The sequence below is a fragment of the Nostoc sp. genome, assembly GCF_036917235.1.
Taxonomy (GTDB): domain Bacteria; phylum Cyanobacteriota; class Cyanobacteriia; order Cyanobacteriales; family Nostocaceae; genus Nostoc.
In genome coordinates, this window is record NZ_JBALDU010000070.1 from 25,315 (window position 1) to 48,112 (window position 22,798).

Annotated in this window: 18 protein-coding genes; 10 read left to right on the forward strand and 8 right to left on the reverse strand. The window is 41.4% G+C overall.

Annotated features, from left to right (window positions below; translation table 11 throughout):
• Positions 1 to 791: 791 nt before the first annotated feature.
• Positions 792 to 1,808 carry a ribose-phosphate pyrophosphokinase gene (locus V7K44_RS20825; protein WP_334933901.1) on the forward strand — a complete coding sequence of 339 codons (1,017 nt, stop codon included), beginning with the start codon at positions 792 to 794 and terminating at the stop codon, positions 1,806 to 1,808.
• A 118-nt stretch (positions 1,809 to 1,926) separates the two neighbouring features.
• Here V7K44_RS20825 and V7K44_RS20830 read toward each other — a convergent pair whose 3' ends face one another.
• Entirely contained in the window at positions 1,927 to 2,136 is a 210-nt protein-coding gene (locus tag V7K44_RS20830) for a hypothetical protein (RefSeq protein WP_334933903.1), read from the reverse strand.
• Between the two features lie 83 nt (positions 2,137 to 2,219).
• Entirely contained in the window at positions 2,220 to 2,738 is a 519-nt protein-coding gene (locus tag V7K44_RS20835) for a Spy/CpxP family protein refolding chaperone (protein ID WP_334933939.1), read from the reverse strand.
• Between the two features lie 375 nt (positions 2,739 to 3,113).
• Here V7K44_RS20835 and V7K44_RS20840 point away from each other — a divergent pair, with 375 nt between their 5' ends.
• Positions 3,114 to 4,379, forward strand: coding sequence for a sensor histidine kinase (locus tag V7K44_RS20840; protein WP_334933905.1), 1,266 nt, complete (start codon positions 3,114 to 3,116; stop codon positions 4,377 to 4,379).
• A complete protein-coding gene (locus V7K44_RS20845; RefSeq protein ID WP_334933907.1) occupies positions 4,379 to 5,041 on the forward strand; it encodes a response regulator transcription factor in 663 nt (220 codons plus the stop codon). The genes V7K44_RS20840 and V7K44_RS20845 overlap by 1 nt, the downstream gene beginning before the upstream one ends.
• Before the next feature lie 155 nt (positions 5,042 to 5,196).
• Here the strand turns inward: V7K44_RS20845 and V7K44_RS20850 are convergent, their stop codons facing one another.
• Positions 5,197 to 5,622, reverse strand: coding sequence for a nucleoside deaminase (locus tag V7K44_RS20850; protein WP_334933941.1), 426 nt, complete (start codon positions 5,620 to 5,622; stop codon positions 5,197 to 5,199).
• An 88-nt stretch (positions 5,623 to 5,710) separates the two neighbouring features.
• On the opposite strand from V7K44_RS20850, the gene V7K44_RS20855 reads away from it, so the two are divergent.
• Positions 5,711 to 6,502: an ion transporter gene (locus tag V7K44_RS20855; protein ID WP_334933909.1), complete on the forward strand. Its 792-nt coding sequence runs from the start codon at positions 5,711 to 5,713 to the stop codon at positions 6,500 to 6,502.
• Between the two features lie 82 nt (positions 6,503 to 6,584).
• Here V7K44_RS20855 and V7K44_RS20860 read toward each other — a convergent pair whose 3' ends face one another.
• On the reverse strand, positions 6,585 to 8,729 hold the full coding sequence (locus tag V7K44_RS20860) for a tetratricopeptide repeat protein (protein ID WP_334933911.1): 2,145 nt from the start codon (positions 8,727 to 8,729) through the stop codon (positions 6,585 to 6,587).
• A gap of 187 nt (positions 8,730 to 8,916) precedes the next feature.
• Here V7K44_RS20860 and V7K44_RS20865 point away from each other — a divergent pair, with 187 nt between their 5' ends.
• The 3 genes from V7K44_RS20865 to V7K44_RS20875 all read left to right on the forward strand — a co-directional run bounded on the left by V7K44_RS20865 (position 8,917) and on the right by V7K44_RS20875 (position 14,695).
• Complete coding sequence (locus V7K44_RS20865) at positions 8,917 to 9,615, forward strand: rhomboid family intramembrane serine protease (RefSeq protein ID WP_334933913.1); 699 nt, start codon at positions 8,917 to 8,919, stop codon at positions 9,613 to 9,615.
• 454 nt (positions 9,616 to 10,069) lie between these two features.
• On the forward strand, positions 10,070 to 12,700 hold the full coding sequence (locus tag V7K44_RS20870) for a PAS domain-containing hybrid sensor histidine kinase/response regulator (RefSeq protein ID WP_334933915.1): 2,631 nt from the start codon (positions 10,070 to 10,072) through the stop codon (positions 12,698 to 12,700).
• 660 nt (positions 12,701 to 13,360) lie between these two features.
• Positions 13,361 to 14,695, forward strand: a complete 1,335-nt coding sequence (locus tag V7K44_RS20875) for a GTPase family protein (protein ID WP_334933917.1) — start codon at positions 13,361 to 13,363, stop codon at positions 14,693 to 14,695.
• Between the two features lie 25 nt (positions 14,696 to 14,720).
• Here V7K44_RS20875 and V7K44_RS20880 read toward each other — a convergent pair whose 3' ends face one another.
• Together V7K44_RS20880 and V7K44_RS20885 are read right to left on the reverse strand one after the other, a co-directional pair.
• Complete coding sequence (locus V7K44_RS20880) at positions 14,721 to 16,955, reverse strand: beta strand repeat-containing protein (protein ID WP_334933919.1); 2,235 nt, start codon at positions 16,953 to 16,955, stop codon at positions 14,721 to 14,723.
• Between the two features lie 222 nt (positions 16,956 to 17,177).
• The gene (locus V7K44_RS20885; RefSeq protein ID WP_334933921.1) at positions 17,178 to 18,407 is read right to left on the reverse strand and encodes a DUF4336 domain-containing protein; all 1,230 of its coding nucleotides are present in this window, start codon (positions 18,405 to 18,407) and stop codon (positions 17,178 to 17,180) included.
• A 306-nt stretch (positions 18,408 to 18,713) separates the two neighbouring features.
• Between V7K44_RS20885 and V7K44_RS20890 the strand changes: the two genes are divergently transcribed.
• Together V7K44_RS20890 and V7K44_RS20895 are read left to right on the forward strand one after the other, a co-directional pair.
• Positions 18,714 to 19,103 (forward strand): hypothetical protein, encoded by a 390-nt coding sequence (locus V7K44_RS20890; protein ID WP_334700135.1) that lies wholly within the window; start codon positions 18,714 to 18,716, stop codon positions 19,101 to 19,103.
• A gap of 14 nt (positions 19,104 to 19,117) precedes the next feature.
• Positions 19,118 to 19,282: a hypothetical protein gene (locus tag V7K44_RS20895; RefSeq protein WP_334933923.1), complete on the forward strand. Its 165-nt coding sequence runs from the start codon at positions 19,118 to 19,120 to the stop codon at positions 19,280 to 19,282.
• On the opposite strand, the gene V7K44_RS20900 is transcribed toward V7K44_RS20895, so the two are convergent.
• Complete coding sequence (locus V7K44_RS20900; protein ID WP_334933925.1) at positions 19,279 to 19,755, reverse strand: cupin domain-containing protein; 477 nt, start codon at positions 19,753 to 19,755, stop codon at positions 19,279 to 19,281. The genes V7K44_RS20895 and V7K44_RS20900 overlap by 4 nt on opposite strands.
• A gap of 94 nt (positions 19,756 to 19,849) precedes the next feature.
• On the opposite strand from V7K44_RS20900, the gene V7K44_RS20905 reads away from it, so the two are divergent.
• Positions 19,850 to 20,209 carry a winged helix-turn-helix transcriptional regulator gene (locus V7K44_RS20905; protein WP_334933927.1) on the forward strand — a complete coding sequence of 120 codons (360 nt, stop codon included), beginning with the start codon at positions 19,850 to 19,852 and terminating at the stop codon, positions 20,207 to 20,209.
• Positions 20,210 to 20,230: 21 nt separating this feature from the next.
• Here the strand turns inward: V7K44_RS20905 and ptsP are convergent, their stop codons facing one another.
• Positions 20,231 to 22,747 (reverse strand): phosphoenolpyruvate--protein phosphotransferase, encoded by a 2,517-nt coding sequence (gene ptsP / locus V7K44_RS20910; RefSeq protein WP_334933929.1) that lies wholly within the window; start codon positions 22,745 to 22,747, stop codon positions 20,231 to 20,233.
• Positions 22,748 to 22,798: the final 51 nt, after the last annotated feature.

The window sequence follows — 22,798 nt, forward strand, 5'->3', positions numbered from 1 at the left end:
AGTCGCGCATCTTAGGCGATATGCAGTATTGCTGCAACCACCCAAAGATTAGAGTACACCCAACAGTACTAATTTTATTCCGGCAGCAATACGGATGCTAACTAATTCAGCCGCAATTGGTAGCTTACACTTGACAGAATGCTCAGGTTCAAGTTGAGATTTACAATGTTATTGATATTGAATAACTTTTCTAGATTTAATTAAAAAAATAAGTAAAAATATTTACATGAATTTACTTAGAGAGAAGTATTTTTTTTGAGCAATATTTTAGTATCAAAAAAATATGTTTATTTAATATTTATTTAATATTTATTCAAACTTTATCTAAAAACGTGCTTGTACGTGGAGTAATTTTGTCCACTGCTAGCGGCTTCTAGGCTGTATGATTGTCATTTTTGTCAATACGTATGCAGTGGAATAATAAGCTACTTTTTTACTACTTAGCCAGAGGTGCTATACTGTGTGAGAACAAACTCTTTAATATCGCTAAAGTTGTCAATGCTTTACTATCAGCTATCAATGAGGTAATTAGAAGAACCTACCACACCAATAATTTTTAAGCGATTAGGGTTATTTACCTCAACCAAAAAATTTAACTACAGACCTAGTGTATGAACTTGATGTCAGTTAAGCTATCAATAGCTTGTTTGCCAAGAAAACTAGATAGTTAGCGAATAACAATTTTATGCAAAAATGTTTAAATTTTGTATGGAAGCTTCAATAAAACTTACAGATGTTTTTTCAGGCTATTTCTTGGTTAAATCTATTAAATCTTTAATGATAATATTGCTATGAATGCACATAGAGGATCTGCTGTGCTCAGTTCTGCAACTTTCAAAGTGCAACCATCTGCAACAGGACTGAACGATAATCATCGCCTGCGGCTGTTTTCTGGCTCTGCCAATTTACAACTGTCTCAAGAAGTCGCTCGTTATCTGGGCATGGACTTGGGGCCAATGATTCGCAAAAGATTTGCGGATGGAGAACTTTACGTTCAAATCCAAGAATCGATTCGGGGTTGTGATGTCTATTTAATCCAGCCATGTTGTCAACCCGTCAACGATCATTTGATGGAATTATTGATTATGGTTGACGCCTGTCGTCGAGCTTCTGCGCGACAGGTAACGGCAGTAATTCCCTACTATGGCTATGCTCGTGCCGATCGCAAAACAGCAGGACGAGAGTCAATAACCGCCAAACTGGTTGCTAACTTGATCGTGGAAGCAGGTGCCAACCGCGTTCTAGCAATGGATTTACACTCGGCTCAGATTCAAGGCTATTTCGATATCCCCTTTGATCATGTTTACGGTTCACCAGTATTGCTAGATTATCTAGAAAGCAAACAGCTGCCAGACTTGGTAGTTGTTTCTCCCGATGTTGGTGGTGTCGCACGAGCTAGGGCATTTGCGAAAAAACTGGGTGATGCTCCACTGGCGATTATTGACAAGCGTCGTCAAGCCCATAATGTTGCAGAAGTGTTAAATATCATCGGCGATGTCAAAGGCAAAACGGCAGTATTAGTAGATGACATGATCGACACTGGGGGAACGATCGCAGAAGGAGCGCGATTACTGCGTGAAGAAGGAGCGCGTCAGGTATATGCCTGTGCAACTCATGCAGTATTCTCTCCACCAGCGATGGAGCGGTTGTCTAGTGGCTTGTTTGAGGAAGTCATTGTTACAAATACGATTCCAATACCAGAAAACAATCGTTTTCCACAACTAGTAGTGCTGTCAGTAGCTAATCTGTTAGGAGAAACTATCTGGCGGATTCATGAAGATACTTCAGTCAGTAGTATGTTCCGCTAACTACATTCCCGTTACAAGGATAAAGGGGTTGCATATTTGCGGGATGATTTTACTATTTTTGTGGGATGGGCAACATGAGCGTCCCTTGTATTTCCGGGCGCTCATGTTGCCATTGGTGTCAAGTTAAGGCATCAGCCCAGATGTCAAGAGAGCGAGCAGCCGTTCGTCGGTGACGTTGACGGACGGCTTTAACCAAGCCCATCGAACGATAATGTTCGACAAGCCAAGGAATAAGTTTTAACTCAGGGTTAAGTAAAAGTGCGCGGTGAAAAAAATATAAACGGCGTTTCACCATTTCTACGGAAATGCGTTCAAGGGGAAGCCGCAAAGGGTTGCATCATAATCTATCTATTTTGGGATTGAGATGGGCGAGTATTGCCCACCCCAAAATTATTATTTTTTGAAAGATGATTATTGAGGATTGCCTTGTTGACGGCGTGATGGAGCATTTTGACGAAATTGCTCCATTTTTTGACGCTGTTCCGGGGTTAAGACTGCTTGAATCTGTTGTTTTTCAGACTCGCGGATTTGTCGCATTTGGGTTTTTTGTGTTTCAGTTAGATTTAAGTCACCAAAACCACCCTTTCCTCGACGTTGGCCGGGTTGCCGTTGACCTTGACCTGTTTGCCCTTGAGCCTTACGCGCTTGCCACTCAGCCCGATGTGCTTGTTTCGCTGCCTCTAATTTTGCTTTTTGTTCTGGGGTCAAAACTGCTTCAAATTTGGCGCGGCTATCGCGGCGAATCGTCTGAATTTGGGCTTTTTGGGCATCTGTTAAACCCAATTCTTTCCAAGGGCCTCTTTCTTTTTGTGTAGTTTGTGCAAGTAACAGGGGTGAAGGAGAGGCTGTTTGGGCGTGAACAGCAAAGGAGGTTGCAGTTAAAGTTAAGGCGATTGCGGAAGCAACTAGCGATAATGCTTTGAGTTTCATTACTTGTTTGGTGGGTTTTTCCTGGTTGGATGCCACCATCATAAGAACTTATCTTTAGCAGTTACATGAGGATAAAGTCATGGTTATACCCATGACTTTAGTCATGATTGACAATAGATAGTTAAGAGTTAAAAGTTAGAAGTTAGGAGTTAGGAGTTAGGAGTTATAAATCTTGAAAATTTTGATTATGATGATTTTATAAGTCATTATTTAGATTATTAACTAACGATTCTGTTGTTTGAATTTACTTTTGATTTCTCACTCAGGGAAAATTGTAAGCGGCGGAAGCCACTGCTCAAATCTTCGGAATTATTAACTTCTAATTCCTAACTCATAACTCATAACTTATAACTTATAACTGGAGCAACGCGACTCATGAGTCGTCCAATTGAAATTAAGAAACATCCTTTTCCGTCTCTGCTTTATCTGGAGTGGACATTACTGGCGATCACCGCATTGACAGCTGTTATACCACCTCCGTTACGGCGTTTTCGTCCCAAGCCTCCAGAACTATCAATTTGTGTTGCATTTCCAGACTTGTCAGTTTGTAGTATATTGCCAGAGCTATCGATTTATAGTCTGATTATTTTTGCATTAATGGGCTTAAGATTACCCAGAAAAAATCAGACAACTAAGATAATATATACAGCTATTGAATTTTTATTAATTTTAATAGTTGGACTTTTTGGGGAAAGATTTGCTCGACTTTTCCCTTTTCTCTATATAATTTTAGTAACTCGCAGTTGTCTGATTTTTCAGTTAAATGGGCGCTTATTTGTTACAGCTTTGTCATTTGCCTTATTTTTAGTTACTACACAACTAAAATATCAGTTATTCAATTTTCAAGCATCGCCACAGGCACAAGAGCGATATCGATTTTTGATTTTGAATTCATCGTTAGTATTTGGCTTAAGTTTGGTTTTTGTGTTGTTGATGATGAATGCAGTTTTGTCTGAACGGCAAAGTCGAGAAAAGCTAGCTCTTGCTAACGACAAACTCCGTCAATATGCCATGCAAATTGAAAATCAAGCTACTTTAGAAGAACGTAACCGCATTGCTCGTGAAATTCATGATTCATTAGGACACTCTCTGACTGCTTTAAATCTGCAATTAGAAACTGCTTTAAAACTATGGCAATCTAACCCAGGTAAGGCTGAAACATTTCTCGCAACTGCAAAGGAATTAGGTTCAAAGGCACTAAAAGATGTCCGTCAATCTGTTTCTACTATGCGTTCTAATCCCTTACAAGAACAATCTTTAGAAGATGCGATCGCTAGCCTCTCAGAAAATTTTCATCGCTTTAATGGGATATTACCAATTTATCAAATCAACCTGGAATATTCTCTACCACCTGAAATAAATACTGCTATTTACCGGATTACTCAAGAATCTTTAACTAATATATCTAAATATGCCTATGCCACAGACGTAAAATTGGAACTCACTACGACTAAAGGCAATTTGCGATTGATAATTCAGGATAATGGTAAAGGTTTTGATGTAGGGCAAAATACTACTGGTTTTGGACTTCATAGTATGCGCGATCGCACTTTAGCACTTGGGGGTCAGTTTAATATTACTAGCGCTCTTGGCTCTGGTTGCAAAATTACAGTTAATATTCCATTAACATGGTTAACATAATGATTAAAGTATTGTTGGTAGATGACCAAAGTTTAATTCGTCAAGGATTAAGAGCATTATTGGAACTAGAACCAGATTTAGAAATAGTTGGAGAAGCAGAAAACGGCGAACAAGCAATTAATTTTGTTGCAGAATTCCAGCCAGATGTAATATTGCTAGATATTAGAATGCCGATTATGGATGGAGTTGCAGCCACAAAGGAGATTCAAAAACGTTTTGCCAAAACTAAAATTTTAGTACTAACGACTTTTGATGATGATGAATATGTGTCAGCAGCTTTAAAGAATGGGGCTATGGGTTATTTATTGAAAGATACACCATCAGAAGAATTAGCTGTTGCTATTCGTGCCGTTCATAAAGGATATACGCAATTAGGGCCAGGTATAGTTAAAAAGCTGTTGACCCAATTTTCTCATGTTGCACCAACTCATTCATCGCCTGTACCATCTAGTTTAGCTGAACTTACTCCTAGAGAAAAAGAGGTTTTGCGATTAATTGCTACAGGCGCTAGTAACCGAGAAATTGCTCACGGACTTTACATTTCTGAAGGGACAGTAAAAAATCATGTTACGAATATTTTAAACAGGTTGAATTTGCGCGATCGCACTCAAGCTGCGATTTGGGCAAATACATATTTATCCTATTTGAATGAGCCAAGTTAAATAATTCGTAATTCGTAATTCTAAGCTCTATATAGCAATCCTATTTGATTTGTGAAAATGCGCGGGTGTCCAGATCCCCGACTTCTCGAAGAAGTCGGGGATTTAATTTTTCACAAATGATTAAGGAATACTCTAAAAATAAGTTTCTTGATAGCTTATTTAAATAATTCCAAACATTCATTTTTTAAAACATCTTTTGTGATTTTTATTTTCCTAAATGACTTATCGATTACCTCTTCGCAAGATATACTAATTTGTGATTGATTTACTGAAATTAAATCTTGAATTGAAGCACCATATACAATCTCTGATAAACCACTCCAAACACAAGCAGTTGCACACATCGGACAAGGTTCGCCAGTTGTATATATCCTATAACCTTCTAAAGAGGGGTTTTTCAGTTTAGCTGTTAAACTACGAATAGCATTGATTTCTGCATGGGCTGATGGATCGTTGTCTCTCCTCACAGTATTATGAGCTACGGCAACGACTTCGTTATCTTTAACAATCACTGCACCGTAGGGTGCATCACCTTCTTTTGCTTCTGCTAATGCTAAACGCATAAAATATTCTGGGTTCATATAAGCTGAGGTTAACATAAGGATAATGGTTAATAATATCGTATTTCTAATGCTATAACTGGGAATTAAGATGTATTAATGGTCGAATATGTTACTGAGCAGACAAGAAACAGAGTTTTACTTAGAAGACCTAGAAACACCAATAGGTAAAGCGATTAATTTAACCCTTGCCTCTTTGGTGTTAATATCATCAGGAATTTTTGTGGCAGAAACATATAATATTCCTGATTATATGCGGTTTCAGTTAAATGTAGCTGATACTGCGATCGTCATCATCTTCGCTGTGGAATATTTACTCCGCCTGTGGAGTGCGGAAAACAAAATTAAGTATATTTTTAGCTTTTATTCGATTATTGACTTAATGGCAATTTTGCCATTTTTTCTAGGTATGGTTGATATTAGCTTTATCCGCCTATTACGATGGTTTCGGATTTTACGATTAATTAGATTTATAGATCGAAAATTTTTATTTGCCAGTATCAGCAGTGAAGACGGGATGATTTTTGCGCGAATATTATTTACATTATTTGCAATTGTTTTTATTTATTCTGGCTTAATTTATCAAGTCGAGCATCCGGTTAATCCTGAAAATTACGGTACATTTTTGGATGCATTCTACTTCTCTGTTGTCACAATGACAACTGTAGGATTTGGCGATGTTATTCCCATTTCGGAATTAGGACGCTTGCTAACAGTATTAATGATTTTTACTGGAATTGCATTGATTCCTTGGCAAGTGGGAGATTTAATTAAGCAAGTGGTGAAAACTGCTAATCAGGTAGAAATAGTTTGTTCAAGTTGTGGTTTAGCTTTCCATGATGTAAATGCTGGGTTTTGTCAGAGGTGCGGGACTAAGTTACCTAGTCGCAGGATTGATTAGACAATAAACTCTTTGAGGTTCTTTTATTATGGCAATTCAATAAACATGATATCAATCCTAACCCGTCAATTTGATAGGTTGCTTAGGGTGTCGTCTGCGGTGGATTGGTAGAATTAGGAAATGGAAGAGTTGGTACAATTACAGGTACAGGCTTTGCTTTTTCGCCTTGCAGTTGAATTTGGGCTTGATTGCGGGCGTCTATTGCTTGTTGGTAATTAGGTTTGTATTTTATTGCTCGATCGTAAGAAGCGATCGCATCTTGATATCGTTTTAAATTTAATAGAGCATTGCCTCTACTAAACCAGCTTTCGGAATGGTCTACTTTATAGCGAACTGCCTTATTATAAGACGCGATCGCATCTTCGTATTTCTGCAATATGTATTGTGAATTACCTAAATTATACCAGAGTTGATAGTCATTTTGCTTAATAGTTGCCGCTTTATTATAAGATTTTATTGCTTCTTCATAGCGTCGGTTTTGATGCAGCGACCAACCCAAATTATACCATGCTTGATAGTTTCTGGGACTGTATTTAATTACTTGATTAAAAGATTCAATCGCTTCTGGATAACGTTGTAAATTCAGCAGTATATTACCTCTAGACAACCAAGCTTGGTAATAATCTGGCTGATATTGTACAGATTTATCATAAGCTGCAAATGCATCTTGATAGCGTTTTAAATTGACTAGTGCATTCCCCAAATTATACCAAGCTTGCTCGTAGTCTGGTTTTAAATCAACGACTTTTTGATAAGCTGCGATCGCTTCTTCATATTGCCTAGAATTCTGCAAAGCTAATCCTTTTTTATACCAAGCTTCATAATTATCTGGTTTGAGTTCAATTGCCTTTTCATAAGACTTAATTGCTTGATCGTATTGGTTTAAATTACTGAAAGCCTCACCTTTAGCATTCCAGACTTCTGAGTTGTCATTCTTTAATTCTAAGGCTTTATCAAAAGAGGCGATCGCTTCTTGATATCGCTGTAAATTTCCCAATACAGTACCACGTCCAATCCAAGCATCTAAATAATCTGGCTTAATTTGAATTGCTTTATCATACGCCACTAATGCGTCTTTGTATTTTCGTAATTTATTTAGTGTTTTGCCTTGACCATTCCAACCTTGAGCATAATCTGGTCTGATATTAACGGCTTTTTCATATACTTCTAGCGCGTCTTGATAGCGTTGCAAATCAAAAAACGTGTTTCCTTGTTTAGATAATTCTATAGCGTTATTTGAATTAATGTAATTCCAAATAAATATTGATGCTACTCCGCCAACAGCAAAGAAAAATATTGTTAGTAAAATTTTACCTAAAATACCTTTTTTTGGTTCAGGTTTGTTGATTTTGTTGATATTTTTTGGTGGAGAAGGAGGAGTTAACGCTATTGTCTGAACAGGTGGTTGTCTTAACTCTTTTAGCGCTTGTAATGCCACCGTTGCCGAAGGATAGCGTTGCCGAAAATCGTAGCACACCATTCTATCTAAGAATTTAGCAAATTCTGGTGTTACTGTAGCTTTATCGTGCCAGATAATTTCATTAGTATCAGCATCTTTTACTATTTCCTCTGGTGATAATCCAGTGAGAGCTTGAATAGCAATTATTCCCGCAGCATAGATATCACTACTTAATTTTGGCGTACCATGAGCTTGTTCGCCAGGAATATATCCAGGCGTACCGATAGCTACTGTTGCTAAAGTTTGACCTTGGGGAGTAATAACTTGAGTTGCAATTTGTTTAACTGCACCAAAATCAATTAAAATTAGTTTGCCATCTGGTTGGCGTCTGAGGATATTGTGGGGATTGACATCACGATGAATTACATTCTGTTGATGGACAAATTCTAAGATTGCCAAAAGCTCTTGTAAAAGTGAAATTACTTCCTCTTGACTGAGGATTTTACCTGATGTTAATTCTTGACTCAGGTTATGACCTTCGATCAATTCCTGTACAAGATAGAATTCGGCATTTTCCTCAAAGTAAGCTAAAAGTTGGGGAATGCGATCGTGAGTTCCTAATTTATATAGAACTTGTGCTTCCGTATCAAATAAACGTCTAGCTGTTTCCAAAGTTATCGGATCGCTAGACTGGGGTTTGAGTTTCTTAACAACACATAGAGGTGAACCAGGTAATTGGGTATCACGAGCCACAAAAGTTTCACCAAAACCCCCACCTCCCAAGTTACTAATAATTTGGTATCTTCCTACAAGTGTGTTTCCTAGCATCTTGTTTGCCTAGTTAAGTGGGATGCGATCTGATTTCAATCTTGCCACAGGTTAAGGGGAAGTGAGGGAGGCAGGGGAGGCAGGGGAGGCAGGGGAGGCAGAGGGGCGGAGGGGCAGAGGGGCAGAGGAGCAGAAAGAGAAAACTAATAACTAACGACCAATGACCAATGACAAATGACAAATCTATATGATTCCTATTAGTGATAATATTCGTTGTCGAAGTAAGCCAATTATTAATTACTGGTTGATTGCCATTAACTTGGCTGTATTTTTATGGGAACTTCAACTAGAGTTTATCGGTCAATTAGGCTATTTTGTGAATACTTGGGGTATGATTCCAGCGCAGATTAGTGGAGCAGTTACCAATGCTCTCTTTTTCAACTCTGCTGCTTGGATAGTTGTCATTTGGCGGATATTTACTCTAGTTTTTGGTATATTTCTGCATGGCAGTTTTAGTCAAATATTAGGAAATTTACTATTTTTGTGGGTTTTTGGGAAAACTGTCGAAAATATTCTAGGACATGGACGCTATCTAGGATTTTATCTGGCTGCTGGTGTAATGACAGGGGTAATACAAATTCTGGCTGAACCGAGTTTGACAGTCCCATTGATTGGGGGCAATGGTGCGATCGCAGCTATTTTAGGAGCATACGTTATGAAGTTTCCTAAAGCTAAAATTGACACTGTTTTGCCGCTAATAATCCTGTATATCCCTATCCAAATACCAGCCTTTTTCTATATATTTTGGTGGTTTTTACAACAATTATTTTATGCTATCGGCAGTTTAAATATTCCTCCTGTTGGCGTAAATCAATCGGGTGTTGTCTTCTTAGGTCAGATTGTGGGATTATTAATTGGTGCAGCTTTCATTCGATTGAAAAGATAAACGTAAGAATTCAGGAGTCAGAATTCAGAATTCAGAATAGTTAAAGAATTAGGAGAAAATTTGATACATAAATGTACTAATCATGCTGCATTCCTTTTAAATTCTGACTTCTGACTTCTGGGTGCTGAATTATTACAGATGAACTTTATTCAACTATCTAACTATTTTTTAGGGTGGGCACTATTAACTAACTGATGTCACAAAGCTCAATTTTGATGTTTTTGGCAGTGCTTACCCTACATTCATCGAAACTTATATATACCTTTTGGCTGAAATTACTAAACTGTTTTGCTTAATAAAGCATATATTAAATCAGCAAAATGATTAGTGTTATTATTTTTTGACTTTTATGTAACCTTTGATAGATTACATTTGATAGTTGAAAAAATAATAGATCAAACTAGGGGATACCTACTCTTCAAGTCGATATTGTGAAATGTTAGCGGTGTACAATATGCAAAAGCAAAATGTTAATAAAATTAACTTTCAACTCACTGATGAATTAGCAGTTTTGCAGCAGCGGATAGCTGAGTTAGAGCAATCAGAGAGATTTTATCAACAAAGGCAAGCAGCACTTGAGGAACAATTAACAGAACTAAAAAGAAAGCTGCCAGTAGAAGCAGAAAATCCTCAGATTGAAGTTAAGGAAACATCTGTACATCTCAATCTGCCAACAGAGGTAGCAGTAATTTTAGAGCAACTCCAACAAGAAAGTGCGGCGCGTCAGCAGTTAGAAGTACTTCTCAGAGAGAGTGAAGAACGGCTGAGGCTAACTCTAGATGTATCTCAGATGGGTTTGTGGGATTGGAATATTGTTACCAATCAAGTCATCTGGTCGGAAAATTATGAACTACTTTTTGGTCTACTTCCAAGTAGTTTTGATAGCCCTTATGAGACGTTTCAAAAGTTCGTTCATCCTGAAGATAGCCAATCTGTAATGCAAGCTATCGCTCACGCTTTGGCACAAAAGACTGACTACAATGATGAATTTCGTATAGTTCGCTCAGACCAAAGTACACATTGGATTTCTGCCAACGGAAAATTTATCTATAACGCTCAAGGGCAAGCGGTGCGAATGCTCGGCGTTTGTATGGAAACTACTGTGTGTAAGCAAGCAGTAGAAAGTACTCGCGAACTCACGACACAAGTCCAAGAACAGGCAAATATTTTAAATGCCATTCTCACCGCCTCAGTCGATCATATTTATATTTTTAATCGCCAAGGTTGTTATCAGTATGTCAGCTGTGATGGAGCAACTATACTAGGTTTAAATCCCCAAGATATTATCGGCAAAAGTTTGCCAGAACTGGATTTACCCGCAGACCTAATGACGCAGGTAGATAATCAACGAGAAGCTGTGATGAAAACTGGTCAGCCGCTTAAAGATGAGTGTAGATATGTTACTCGTGATGGCGTACATTATTATGAATATATTCTCACACCATTACGGAATGTTGACCAAACTATTGAAGGCGTAATCGCTGTTTCTCGCGATATTACCGAACACAAACGGGCAGAAAAGACTTTACGCGAAAGTGAAGCACGATTTCGGCGTTTGTTTGAATCTAACCTAATTGGGGTCGCTTTTTGGAATGTGCATGGTTTTGTGATTGATGCCAATGATGCCTTTCTTCAACTAGTTGGCTACACTCGTGATGAATTTGCCACTTTAGGCAGAATTAATTGGAGAGAACTTACTCCTGTTGAGCATCAGGATTCAGACGATCGCGCCCTTTTGGAGGTGCAAACCACTGGAGTTTCCAAAATTTATGAGAAAGAATATATCCACCGCAACGGTAAGCGAGTACCAATTGTTTTGGGGATAGCTTTGTTAAATGACTCCCAAGACAACGGTGTTGCTTTTGTACTAGATATTACCGAACGTAAATTGGCTGAACAAGAATGCGATCGCCTACTCGACTGCGAAAAGGCAGCACGACAACAAGCAGAAATCGCCAACAAAATTAAAGATGAATTTCTGGCGGTTCTCTCTCACGAACTGCGAACCCCACTCAACTCTATTCTGGGATGGTCGAAAATGCTGCGGACTCGCAAGTTTGATGAAAAAACTACTCATCACGCCTTAGAAACCATTGAACGCAATGCGAAGTTACAAACCCAGCTAATTGAAGATTTGTTGGATGTGTCGCGCATCCTCCAAGGAAAATTAAACTTGAATATCTGTCCAGTCAGCTTGGTAATGGTAGTTGAAGCAGCACTAGAAACAGTACAACTAGCAGCACAAGCCAAGTCAATTCAAATTAAGACCGTATTTGACACCAATTTGGGACAAGTGATGGGCGACCCAAATCGGCTGCAACAAGTTGTGTGGAACTTGCTTTCTAATGCGGTAAAATTTACACCAACAGGCGGACGGGTAGAAATTCGACTCATGGAAGCTGATAGTCAGGCTCAAATTCAAATTAGCGATACAGGTAAGGGAATTAGCCTAGACTTTTTGCCTTATGTGTTCGATTACTTTCGCCAAGCTGATGGCACAACTACACGGACGTTTGGTGGGCTAGGTTTAGGACTAGCGATCGTGCGTAAGGTTGTAGAAATGCATGGGGGAAATGTTCAAGCCGAAAGCCTTGGAGAAGAACTGGGTGCAACCTTCAGTCTCGAGTTACCGCTTTTGGTTAGAAGCGAACAAGTTCGGGGTGAAGAGAATCAGTCTTCATATTTTGAGCCGGAATCCTCGCTGCTTGCAGACACTCAAGTTTTGGTAGTGGACGATGAACCAGATATCCGCGATTTAATTACCTTTATATTGCAAGACTACGGCGTACAAGTAACTGCCGTATCATCAGCACAAGAAGCATTACAAGCACTATCTGAGTCGATACCAGATGTTTTAATTAGCGATATTGGAATGCCAAAAACTGATGGTTATATGCTGATGCGTGAAGTGCGATCGCGATCGCCTCAACAAGGAGGAAACGTACCAGCGATCGCACTGACAGCCTATGCAGGGGAAATGAATCAACAGCAAGCATTAGCCGCAGGATTTCAAATGCATATTTCCAAACCAGTAGATCCAGATGTATTGGTGCAAGCGATCGCTGATTTGATTGAGCCAAGCTGATACTAGATCCGTTTTTGAAGTAATAGACTTTTTGCATGAATCCCTTGCCCTCACCCTAAATCCCTCTCCCAAGCTTGGGAGAGGGACTTTGAAATTCGCTCCCCTTCTCTCAATATTGGGAGAAGGGGTTGGGGGATGTAGCAAGATCCCGCAGGGTGGGCGAATTTTGCGACAATACAGTTCAGAATGAGCAACAAAACCCAGCCAGATTGTAGAGACGCGATTTATCGCGTCTTGAAAGACCAATCGCATTGTTAGCCGAAACAATAATTTGCTGGTACTACCTTTTTCTACGGCGACGGACTGTATAGGAGTGTGAGCTACCGCTACCTCCAGAAACGAGTGAGTCGCACCAGTTTTGGGCTAATCAACCCAACTCCAAAGGCAATAAACGAAGTTATGTTAATTAGGCAAAGCAAGCCAAACATAGGATGACATCTCACTCATAATTGATGATCTGTCATAACAAATACTTCGGAGCTTCTGTGTGATTTTAAACATAGAAATACGGCGAAGAGCCAGTGTTTTTTTCTCACCTTTATTTAGTAAGGTAATCAAAAAACGCGATCGCCCATGCCCAGGAACACTACTAAAGGTACTAGTTATCCCTTTGAAAATCGCTATAAGATGACAAAAAGGGTCTTCTAGATTTGGATGAAAATGACTGAGCAACGTGATGCTGACTTACCATCAACTGATTCTCAGCAATTGAGCGAACCGACCGACAAAACGATTACCAAGTCGGTTGATAATTCCTGGACAAATCAGATTGGTGGTGTGTGGAACAAAGCAACAACACGTCTAACCCAACTTCTACCCGTAGAACAAGTGGCACAGACAGTTGTGGAATGGTTTAGTGTGAGTGATACTCAGATTGCAGAGATTTTAGAGAAAATCCGAGCTGAACTGCCAACCACAGAAGCCCTTCTAATTGGGAAACCCCAAGCCGGAAAAAGTTCCATTGTCAGAGGATTGACAGGAGTTTCTCCTGAGATTATCGGTCAAGGATTTCGCCCACATACACAACACACCCAACGCTATGCCTATCCATCCAATGACCTGCCGCTACTGATTTTTACGGATACGGTGGGACTGGGCGATGTCAAACAAGATACTCAAACAATTATTCAGGAGTTAGTTGGCGATTTACAACAGGAAACTCGTTCCGCCAGAATTCTCCTTTTGACCGTTAAAATCAATGATTTTGCAACTGACACCCTACGACAAATTGCTCAACAGTTGCGCCAGAAGTATCCAGACATTCCCTGTCTGCTGGTAGTTACCTGCTTGCACGAGGTTTATCCTGGCAATACCGTCGATCATCCCACTTATCCGCCAGATTATGAGGAAGTCAACCGCGCATTTGCCGCAATGCAACAAGCCTTTGCCGGAATAACAGATCGCTCTGTACTCATTGACTTTACCTTAGAAGAAGATGGCTACACTCAAGTATTTTATGGCTTAGAAGCACTGCGAGATTCCTTAGCAGAACTCCTCCCACAAGCAGAAGCCCAAGCGATTTATCAGCTATTAGATCGAGAAGAAGTTGGGAAGCAAATTGGCAACCTTTACCGAGATGCTGCCCGCCGTTATATTTTGCCATTTGCGATTATGTCTGCAACTCTGGCTGCTGTACCTTTGCCATTTGCGACAATGCCCGTACTCACTGCCTTGCAAGTATCAATGGTGGGTCTGTTGGGTAAATTATATGGACAGACAGTTACTCCATCTCAGGCGGGAGGCGTTGTGAGTGCGATCGCAGGTGGTTTTTTAGCACAGGCAATTGCACGGGAGTTAATTAAATTTATACCAGGTATTGGGAGTGCGATCGCAGCCTCTTGGGCAGCCGCCTATACTTGGGCACTAGGCGAAGCTGCCTGTGTTTACTTTGGCGAGCTAATGGGAGGCAAGAAACCCGATCCTCAAAAAATTCAGTTAGTGATGCAAGAAGCATTTAAAGCGGCGCAAGAACGCTTTAAGGGAATCAAACATTAATCGTAGCCTTGTATAACCCTATACTTCAGCTACTAGCGTGCTTGCCAATCCAGTTATAATCGCCTTTGGTGATGAATTTACCTACCACATTATCAGGCTTGATAGGCTTATTTGAATCTTTTTGTTGGGTGTCAAAATTACAAGCGATGATGCTGTACTTGACTGTGGCACTCTCAGATTTAGAGTTAGAGTTGTAAATGCCGCCACCCTTGCCAGGCTGTTCTGCACTAGAACTGAGTTCGATCCCGAAAGCTTTATTGTGCCTGATAATGCTGTTGCCCACCGTCAAGTTGGCATTATTATAGATGCCACCGCCAAAGTGTGCTTGATTGCCAGTTATACTGCTATAACCCACATTAACGATCCCTAAGCCATCGTATGTAATATTAGCTGTCAAAGCAGTGCCTTTAGTAAATTCCACCACCTTGCCAAAGTCTTGGTCGGCATCATTGTAGATGCCACCGCCGCCTGTACCTGCCGTATTGTCACGAATACTGCTATAACTCACAGTAACAATACCTAATGTATTGTACCTGCTGGTGCTGGACTCGTTAAAGCTAGGGTAGGAGATGCCAAACTCGTTAAAGCTAGAGTTGTAAATACCGCCACCGTAGTCTTTGGCATCGTTATCACTGATAGTGCTGTAACTCAGCGAGAGAGTGCCATTATTGTAGATGCCGCCTCCAGTTGATGCAGAATTGTCACTGATAGTGCTAGCGATCGCCGTCAAGTTGCCATAAGCTACAGTATCAGGCGATCTATAGCCGGGATATGTAAAGCCTCCGTTGTATATACCGCCGCCGTCTTCGAGTGCTGTGTTGTCACTAATGGTGCTATTGTTCAGGGTTATAATACCCAGATTATAGATTCCACCGCCGTACTCTGCTGTGTTGCCACTGATGATGCTATTACTCACGGTTATAGTGCTGGAGGTAGAATTAGAACCATTATCCCCTTGAGAATAATTACAAATACCACCACCGCTACCTTTGAGTGCCGAATTGCCACTAATGATGCTATTAGTTATAGTTATAGCGCGATGGGTTAAGCCGGGGAAATCTATGATAGCTCCGGTAGTATCATATATACCATTGCCAGGGATACCATCATAGATCCCACCGCCGCCTTGGAGTGCTGAGTTACCACTAATGATGCTATTACTCACAGTTATATTTATAGTGTCAAGGAGTGAGCTGTAGCCGCCAATATAGACGCCGCCGCCGATAAAAGTTGCTGAGTTGTCACTAATACTGCTGTTACTCACTGATAGAGTTAGGGTAACATCCGAGGAGATATCGATGTAGATGCCGCCGCCACTGCCATTATCTGCTGTGTTGCCACTAATGATGCTGTAGTTCACTGTTGTTATAGTGGCATTGCCATAGCCGCTTTCGATGCCGCCGCCACTGCTACTTGCAGTATTGTCAGCGATCGTACTGTGGTTCACGGTCAGGCTGCCAGCATTATAAATACCGCCGCCACTGCCATAGTAGCCACCGTTTCCGCCGTTGTCACTACTTGCAGTGTTGTCAGTGATGGTGCTGTGGTTTACGGTCAGGCTACCAACGTTGTAAATGCCGCCGCCCACGCCAGTACTTACTGTGTTGTTAGCGATGGTGCTGTCATTCACGGTTGTTGTTATAGTAGCATTGCTATTGCTATAGCTACTTTCGATACCGCCGCCACTATCAGATGCAGTGTTGTCAGTGATGATGCTGTGGTTCACTGTCAGGCTGCCAGTGCTTTCGATGCCACCACCGCCATGCTCTGCTATGTTGCCAGTGATGGTGCTGTTGTTTACCGTCAGGCTAGCAGTGTTGTAAATACCGCCGCCCTGTCCGAGGAGGTATCCGCCGTTGATGTTTCTTGTGTCGCCCTTTGCTGTATTGCCAGTGATGATGCTATTGCTCAAGGTAAGTACGCCTTCATTGGAGATAGCACCACCTCCTCCGACGTTTTTGTAGCTATTGGTAATAGTCAGCCCGTTGATTGTAGATGTTACACCTTTGCCAATGTCAAAAACACGGTCAGCACTATCATCTTTAATAGTTAGTAAGCTTGAACATCTGCCTTGAATGATAAGGTCATCTGTAATACTCAGACCACTACCAGTCAGACTGATGGTATGAGCTAGCCCATCAGTAAACAGTCCACTAAAATTGATAATGTCTTTTCCTGTTAGGGTGTTGGCATCTAGAATTGCCTGCCGCAGGGAACCTGCACCACTATTCTTAGTATTCGTGACGGTAAATATAGACATTGATCCGACTCCAATTTTTTGACCTTGTATAAAAATTGATATCAAGACTGATTTTGATACTACTACGAGTCTGCAACAATTTTTCTGCTCAACGTTATTGGACTTTTTTTGCAAGGCATGAAAATTATAGCGATCTCAATAGATCGCTTCACAAAATCTTCAGACAGGGAATAAGTTTTGTCTGCTTTGAGTGAGTCGATGGCTTTGAGATAAGCCGTTTTCCTACACCTTCTCCTTCGCTGCTGGCACAATCCCAAACTTATTTAAACCCGCATCGATTTCCCTAAGTGTTTTAAAATCCTCCTCTGGTAAAGGATAGCTGCTACTGCCGAACAAATTCCCACTGACAGCAGGCTGCTTTTCCAAAAAAGAGAAAGCTTGGCGAAACTGATGCGGTTCGGCTTTAATGGGTGAATCAAAGTGGCAAGAAATAATCGACTGGAAGTCCCAACTTGCAACTTTATCAGCCCACTCAATGGTTTCCTTCGGTGCGCGGTTGAGAATTAGCGTCTGTAAAATTGGTGCGACAAACAAACGCCCATTGCCTCGCAGGGCATTAAACGATCGCTGCCAATCTGACTGCCATTTAAAGGGATACAATCCAAAATAAGCTTTCCTTGAGCGTTCTGGGGCTTTCAAGGAATCTTGTAACACCTGACTCCATCGGCGTATATCTAATGCCTTTGGTTGAAAGTATAAAGCAAACAGACAGATACGCTGCCAACCCTTACGGCGATTTGCCTGACTATCTACAACAATATCAGAAGCATAATCCTTGGCATGGAATAATAAAGGATATGAATCTAATAGAGCGATCGCAGGTGGATCTTCTGGGATCGAAAGCACAGAATCTGTTACTAAAAGAGTATGCGATCGCTTGTGGAAAAAAGCAACTTCCGCAAACCTACCAGGGCCGAGACCGATGGGGCCGAGCATTGCATAATCAAACTCGTCAGCAAAGGGTGTTTTGCTGCTATCTTCTGGAAGTACTTGAGTTCGTTTTGGAGGTAAGCCAAGCCAACTAAGGGGAAGATTTAGCGGGAAACTCCACTGATGGGGAGCCACAAACACCTGTGCAGTCGCAAAATATCTAGCGAAGGGGCCAACAAAGACCTTGTGTTCTATACCAGAGATAGTTGGCAGAATGATGTATTTAACGTTGCCATATTTCGCCACCAACTCATTTACAAGTCTGATACACTCTGGGGTTGGTGCAACAGGCGCATAAACAAGAAGCCCCCCGGTTTCCAACTTTACAACAGTCATCCGAATTGGTACAACAACATAGAAAATGCCTTGAATCTGGTCAAAATTCCAGATTGTGTCTTTAAGCACTTCTTGACGAATTGTCTGCCGCCTACCATAGGGGTAGAGTGGCACAACAGGCCATAGTCCCCAGGAAAAATCCTTTGGATAAATCTGTTGTGTATTGACTATGCGTTCATCAGCCACTCTGCAACCCCCTCCAAATTCCCAATACTCAAATTGTTTTATTTGCTCCCCACGAAGGAGAGCAAATTGTTGAGATAATAATACCAATTTGTAATTCGCAATACTTGCCAAAGGTAAGAAGTAAGCTACGTAATTAGTAATTCGTAATTAAGAGGGGTTAGATTTAATCTAGATTTCCAGCTTTGCATCTGTAGATTTTTTTGCAAATGGTATTACCAAAAGGAGATGTTACGGCACTGGGGTTCTTTATATGCGTCTTCATAAAGAATTGGTATCAGTCGTAAAAACAATTAATCGGAGAACACCATGAAAATAGCGATTATTGCTAAAACATTAATTACATCTATAGGTTTGTTAACTTTGTTTGCCCCAAGTCAAGCATCGGCTCAACTGATACCGCAACCTTGGGTTTCAGTCGGTGGAAAAGATGGTGATGTAACTTATGCTGTCGGAGCTAGGGCTTTGAATTTCGGGGTTGAAGTGGGAACTGGCGCTGATGGTGCTACGGGAGTAGATGTTTTAAAATTTATCAATTTGCCTGTAATTTCACCTTATGTAGGAATTGGACTTTATTCAGAGGATAAAGGTGTTGCAGTTTCAGGTGGCGTTCAGGTAGGTGCTACTAATAACGTTTTTGTTGGCGCTGGTTACAATACTATTCGTGGCTTTAACGGGCAACTGGGAATCAGATTTTAACAGTTATCAGTTAAATGAAAGGGGAAGCGGTAGTGGTGGTTCAAGATGCCCGTAATTTCCAACAGATGCTTAATCGATTGGAACAGCTTAAAAAGGAGCTAAACCAACTGAAACTAAAAAGCTTGCAACAGGAAATTCAAAAGGGTATTGCTTGTTATGCCGCGATCGCTTCAGATTAAATCTGCTGCTTGCTAACCCAAGTAACTCGCTTCTGAACGCCAAAGCCATCTTGAATGGTATGGTCTGGGTAAGAACCTACTCGTGACTGAATCACAATCCAGCACAAATCCTCAGCATCTGAAGTATTTCGCATACAGCGTTCTCCCTCAGGATCTACTCGCACAACGGTTCCTTCACCTACAGCAAACACACAACCATCGACCTGAAACTCTCCTTTCCCCTGAACAAAGATATAAATTTCCTCATTTAAACGATGCTTGTGAGAAAAAGGCAGGGATGTCTTAGGGGGAAGGTTGTTAAACGAAATTTCGGCGCTTGAGAGATTAAGAATCTGCTTCAAAAATACCTTTCCCTCTAGCTTCATAGGAGCTTCTGGAGTCTCAAAAAGAAACTGTCGTAATTCAGAAAATAGTCCCAAATCAGCCACAGCAAAGTTTTGCCCAGTTCTAGCAGTTGGTGCAACTTGAGCCACGATCACCTCACTCAATTTTTAACTTGCAGTTTGCAATTTAATATAATTGATATTACTTGTAAAATGCAAGTAACGTGCAAATCTAGTTTTTCCAATGACCAAATCTCGCCGTTCACCCTGTCCAATCGCTTGTTCGCTTGATTTAATCGGCGATCGTTGGACACTTCTGGTTATTCGAGACATGATGTTTTTTGGAAAACAACGTTTTGAAGAGTTTTTAGAATCCCCTGAAGGAATTTCAAGCAATATTCTGGCAAATCGCCTTAAGTCTCTTGAAGAGATGGGCTTGGTGGAGAAACAGCCATACAGCAACCATCCTCGCCGAATGAACTATCAATTAACAGAACGAGGAAAAAGTCTGCGCTGTGTACTAAAAGTGATGACTGCTTGGGGATTAAAGCATATTTCTGACACAAAGATTCCCGATGATGAGCAGTCTAGCAGTTTACACTGATTTCAGTACGATGTAGGTATTTCATGCAGAGTGAGTAACTGAAGTTGACATTAGTTCTCTGACATCAAGTGCGGAATCTTGTTGCAATGCTGATGCTGCGATCGCTTCACTTTCAACTATACTCAACCGAGCGATCGCCTGTTTCACTCCAGGTATACTTTGAGGATTCACGCTCAATTCATCCAGCCCTAAACCTAATAAAATTGGTGTTGCTAAAGTATCTGCTGCCAATTCTCCACATAATCCTACCGAAATCCCCGCCGCATGAGCCGCTTGGATAGTTTGCTGCACCATTCGCAAGACGGCTGGATGTAGCGCATCAACCAAATGTGCCACGCGTGGGTTAGTGCGATCGCTAGCCATGACATATTGACTCAGGTCGTTAGTCCCTATACTAAAGAAGTCTACTTCAGCAGCTAATTGATCTGCGATCGCAACTGCTGACGGAACCTCCACCATAATTCCGACTTTCATCGCGGCATCAAAGGAAATACCAGCTTGATTTAATTCAGCTTGCACTTCAGCCAAAATTACCTTCGCTGCACGTACTTCAGTTACACTAGCAATCATCGGCAACATGATCTTAATTTGGTGTCCTACACTGGCTCTCAAAATTGCCCGTAACTGAGTTTTGAAGAGTTCTGGACGATCCAAACAGAAACGAATTCCCCGCCAGCCCAAAAAAGGGTTAGCTTCGGGAAACCCAACTCTGATATAGGGAAGCGGCTTATCACCACCGACATCTAAGGTACGAATAATTAGCGGACGATTATCTAAAACTTGAGCGATCGCCTGATACACTGCTAATTGTTCTTCTTCAGTGGGAGCGCTTGTCCGGTCTAAATACAGAAACTCAGTGCGGAGTAGCCCCACGCCTTCTGCACCGCTAGCCACAGCCACTTGCACATCACTGATACTACCAATATTGGCGAAAACGCTAACTTGCCGTCCATCACGAGTAATCGCTGGCTGGTGTGCCGTAGCTTGTGCTTCTTGTTGGGCAGTTTGCCAAGCTTCTTGTTTTGCTGCCAATAAATCTAAAATATGTGATTCTGGTTCTACCCAAGCTCTGCCACTTTCACCATCAAGTGCCATCATTGTACCATCAGCCAAGTGCAATACCTGGGCATCGACTCCCAAAACTGCGGGAATACCCAATGTCCGGGCGATAATTGCACTGTGGGAGGTGGCGCTACCAGAAGTTGTACAAATACCCAACACCTTTGTCGGATCTAATCCAGCCGTATCTGAGGGGCTTAAATCAGTCGCCACCAAAATCGCTGGTTCCTCAAGATGCAAGTTAGCTGGGGCATTTCCAGCGAGTAATCGCAGCACCCTTTGCCCAACATCCACAACATCGTCAACTCGTTCTTGCAGATAAGAATCCTCAAGTGTGCGGTAGGAAGTCGCTACTTCATCGACTACAGCTTGCCAAGCCGCTTCAGCATTTATATAGTGGTCTAAAATACGTTGATGAGCCGCTGACAACAGTACTGGATCTTCTAAAAATAATAGTTGGGCATCGAAAATGGCGGCTTCAGCGTCACCAATTTGCAGAGATGCTTGTGAGAAAACTGCTTGAATTTCTTGTCTGGCAGTGTGAATTGCCGATTGTAATCTTTGCCACTCAGCATCAGCATTGTCTACATGGTATTGCGTAATAGCGATGTGAGTGGGTTGATAGTGAACAACGGGTGCGATCGCTACTCCTGGAGAAGCTGCAATCCCCGAAAGTTCGCCGTGAGTTGCTGGAGTAACTTCATGGTGAAATGGTAGTGGAAAACTCAAAACAACATTATCTTCACCAAAGTTATTGGCAAATAATCCCTGTAATGCTGCCAGCGCCTCATCTGCATCAGAACCAGTGGCAGTAATCAGCAGTTCGTGTCCTTGACGCACCCCTAAAGTTGTAACTTGGTTAATACTGTCACCCCTAACTAGCTCAGTATTTCTCGTTAAATTCCGCACCATAATTTGGGATTGGAACCGGGCTGCGGTGGCCACAAACTGGGCTGCGGGACGGGCGTGTAATCCCAAACGATTGCTCACAATCAGCCGGATTTCTCGCGTTGGCGATTCTGTATTGGTTGTTATTGGGCTGACAACTGACAACGGCCTACTAACTACACCCAATTGAGTTGCTTTTGCGAGGAGTGCCCCGCGTGCTTCCGCCATAACTTGATGAATATCTCTACCAGCCGCCGCCGCCACCACAGCAGCGATCGCACCTTCTACTAGAGGTGCTTCACACAAATACACTTTCTGCTGCTGTGCTTCTGGCAGAAACTCTATTGCCATTTCGGCACTCAGCAAAGCACTACCCAAATCCATTAACACCAAGACACCATCATCAGAAAAAACAGAAGCGATCGCCTCATAAACCTGAATTGGATCTGTACCCAATGGATTTTCCGAATCTTCAATACCTGCTGCAACAGCAATGGAAACTTGGCCTTGAACCATTTGCGCGGCGAGTTCCCGCACACCCAAAGCTAGTTGTTTACTGTGAGAAACTATAACAATTGCGATCGCGGCCACACCGTCAACCTTGTTGAGAGGTTTGCGTTTAGCTAGTTATCCATTTCATTT

What these genes read in the sequence shown, in the direction of transcription:
- V7K44_RS20880 (WP_334933919.1), bottom strand. Translation starts at nt 16,955, where the DNA reads ATGTCTATATTTACCGTCACGAATACTAAGAATAGTGGTGCAGGTTCC.
- V7K44_RS20825 (WP_334933901.1), top strand. Translation starts at nt 792, where the DNA reads ATGAATGCACATAGAGGATCTGCTGTGCTCAGTTCTGCAACTTTCAAA.
- V7K44_RS20865 (WP_334933913.1), top strand. Translation starts at nt 8,917, where the DNA reads ATGATTCCTATTAGTGATAATATTCGTTGTCGAAGTAAGCCAATTATT.
- V7K44_RS20870 (WP_334933915.1), top strand. Translation starts at nt 10,070, where the DNA reads ATGCAAAAGCAAAATGTTAATAAAATTAACTTTCAACTCACTGATGAA.
- V7K44_RS20905 (WP_334933927.1), top strand. Translation starts at nt 19,850, where the DNA reads ATGACCAAATCTCGCCGTTCACCCTGTCCAATCGCTTGTTCGCTTGAT.
- V7K44_RS20875 (WP_334933917.1), top strand. Translation starts at nt 13,361, where the DNA reads ATGACTGAGCAACGTGATGCTGACTTACCATCAACTGATTCTCAGCAA.
- V7K44_RS20835 (WP_334933939.1), bottom strand. Translation starts at nt 2,738, where the DNA reads ATGAAACTCAAAGCATTATCGCTAGTTGCTTCCGCAATCGCCTTAACT.
- V7K44_RS20845 (WP_334933907.1), top strand. Translation starts at nt 4,379, where the DNA reads ATGATTAAAGTATTGTTGGTAGATGACCAAAGTTTAATTCGTCAAGGA.
- V7K44_RS20840 (WP_334933905.1), top strand. Translation starts at nt 3,114, where the DNA reads ATGAGTCGTCCAATTGAAATTAAGAAACATCCTTTTCCGTCTCTGCTT.
- V7K44_RS20855 (WP_334933909.1), top strand. Translation starts at nt 5,711, where the DNA reads ATGTTACTGAGCAGACAAGAAACAGAGTTTTACTTAGAAGACCTAGAA.
- V7K44_RS20850 (WP_334933941.1), bottom strand. Translation starts at nt 5,622, where the DNA reads ATGAACCCAGAATATTTTATGCGTTTAGCATTAGCAGAAGCAAAAGAA.
- V7K44_RS20895 (WP_334933923.1), top strand. Translation starts at nt 19,118, where the DNA reads ATGAAAGGGGAAGCGGTAGTGGTGGTTCAAGATGCCCGTAATTTCCAA.
- V7K44_RS20860 (WP_334933911.1), bottom strand. Translation starts at nt 8,729, where the DNA reads ATGCTAGGAAACACACTTGTAGGAAGATACCAAATTATTAGTAACTTG.
- V7K44_RS20890 (WP_334700135.1), top strand. Translation starts at nt 18,714, where the DNA reads ATGAAAATAGCGATTATTGCTAAAACATTAATTACATCTATAGGTTTG.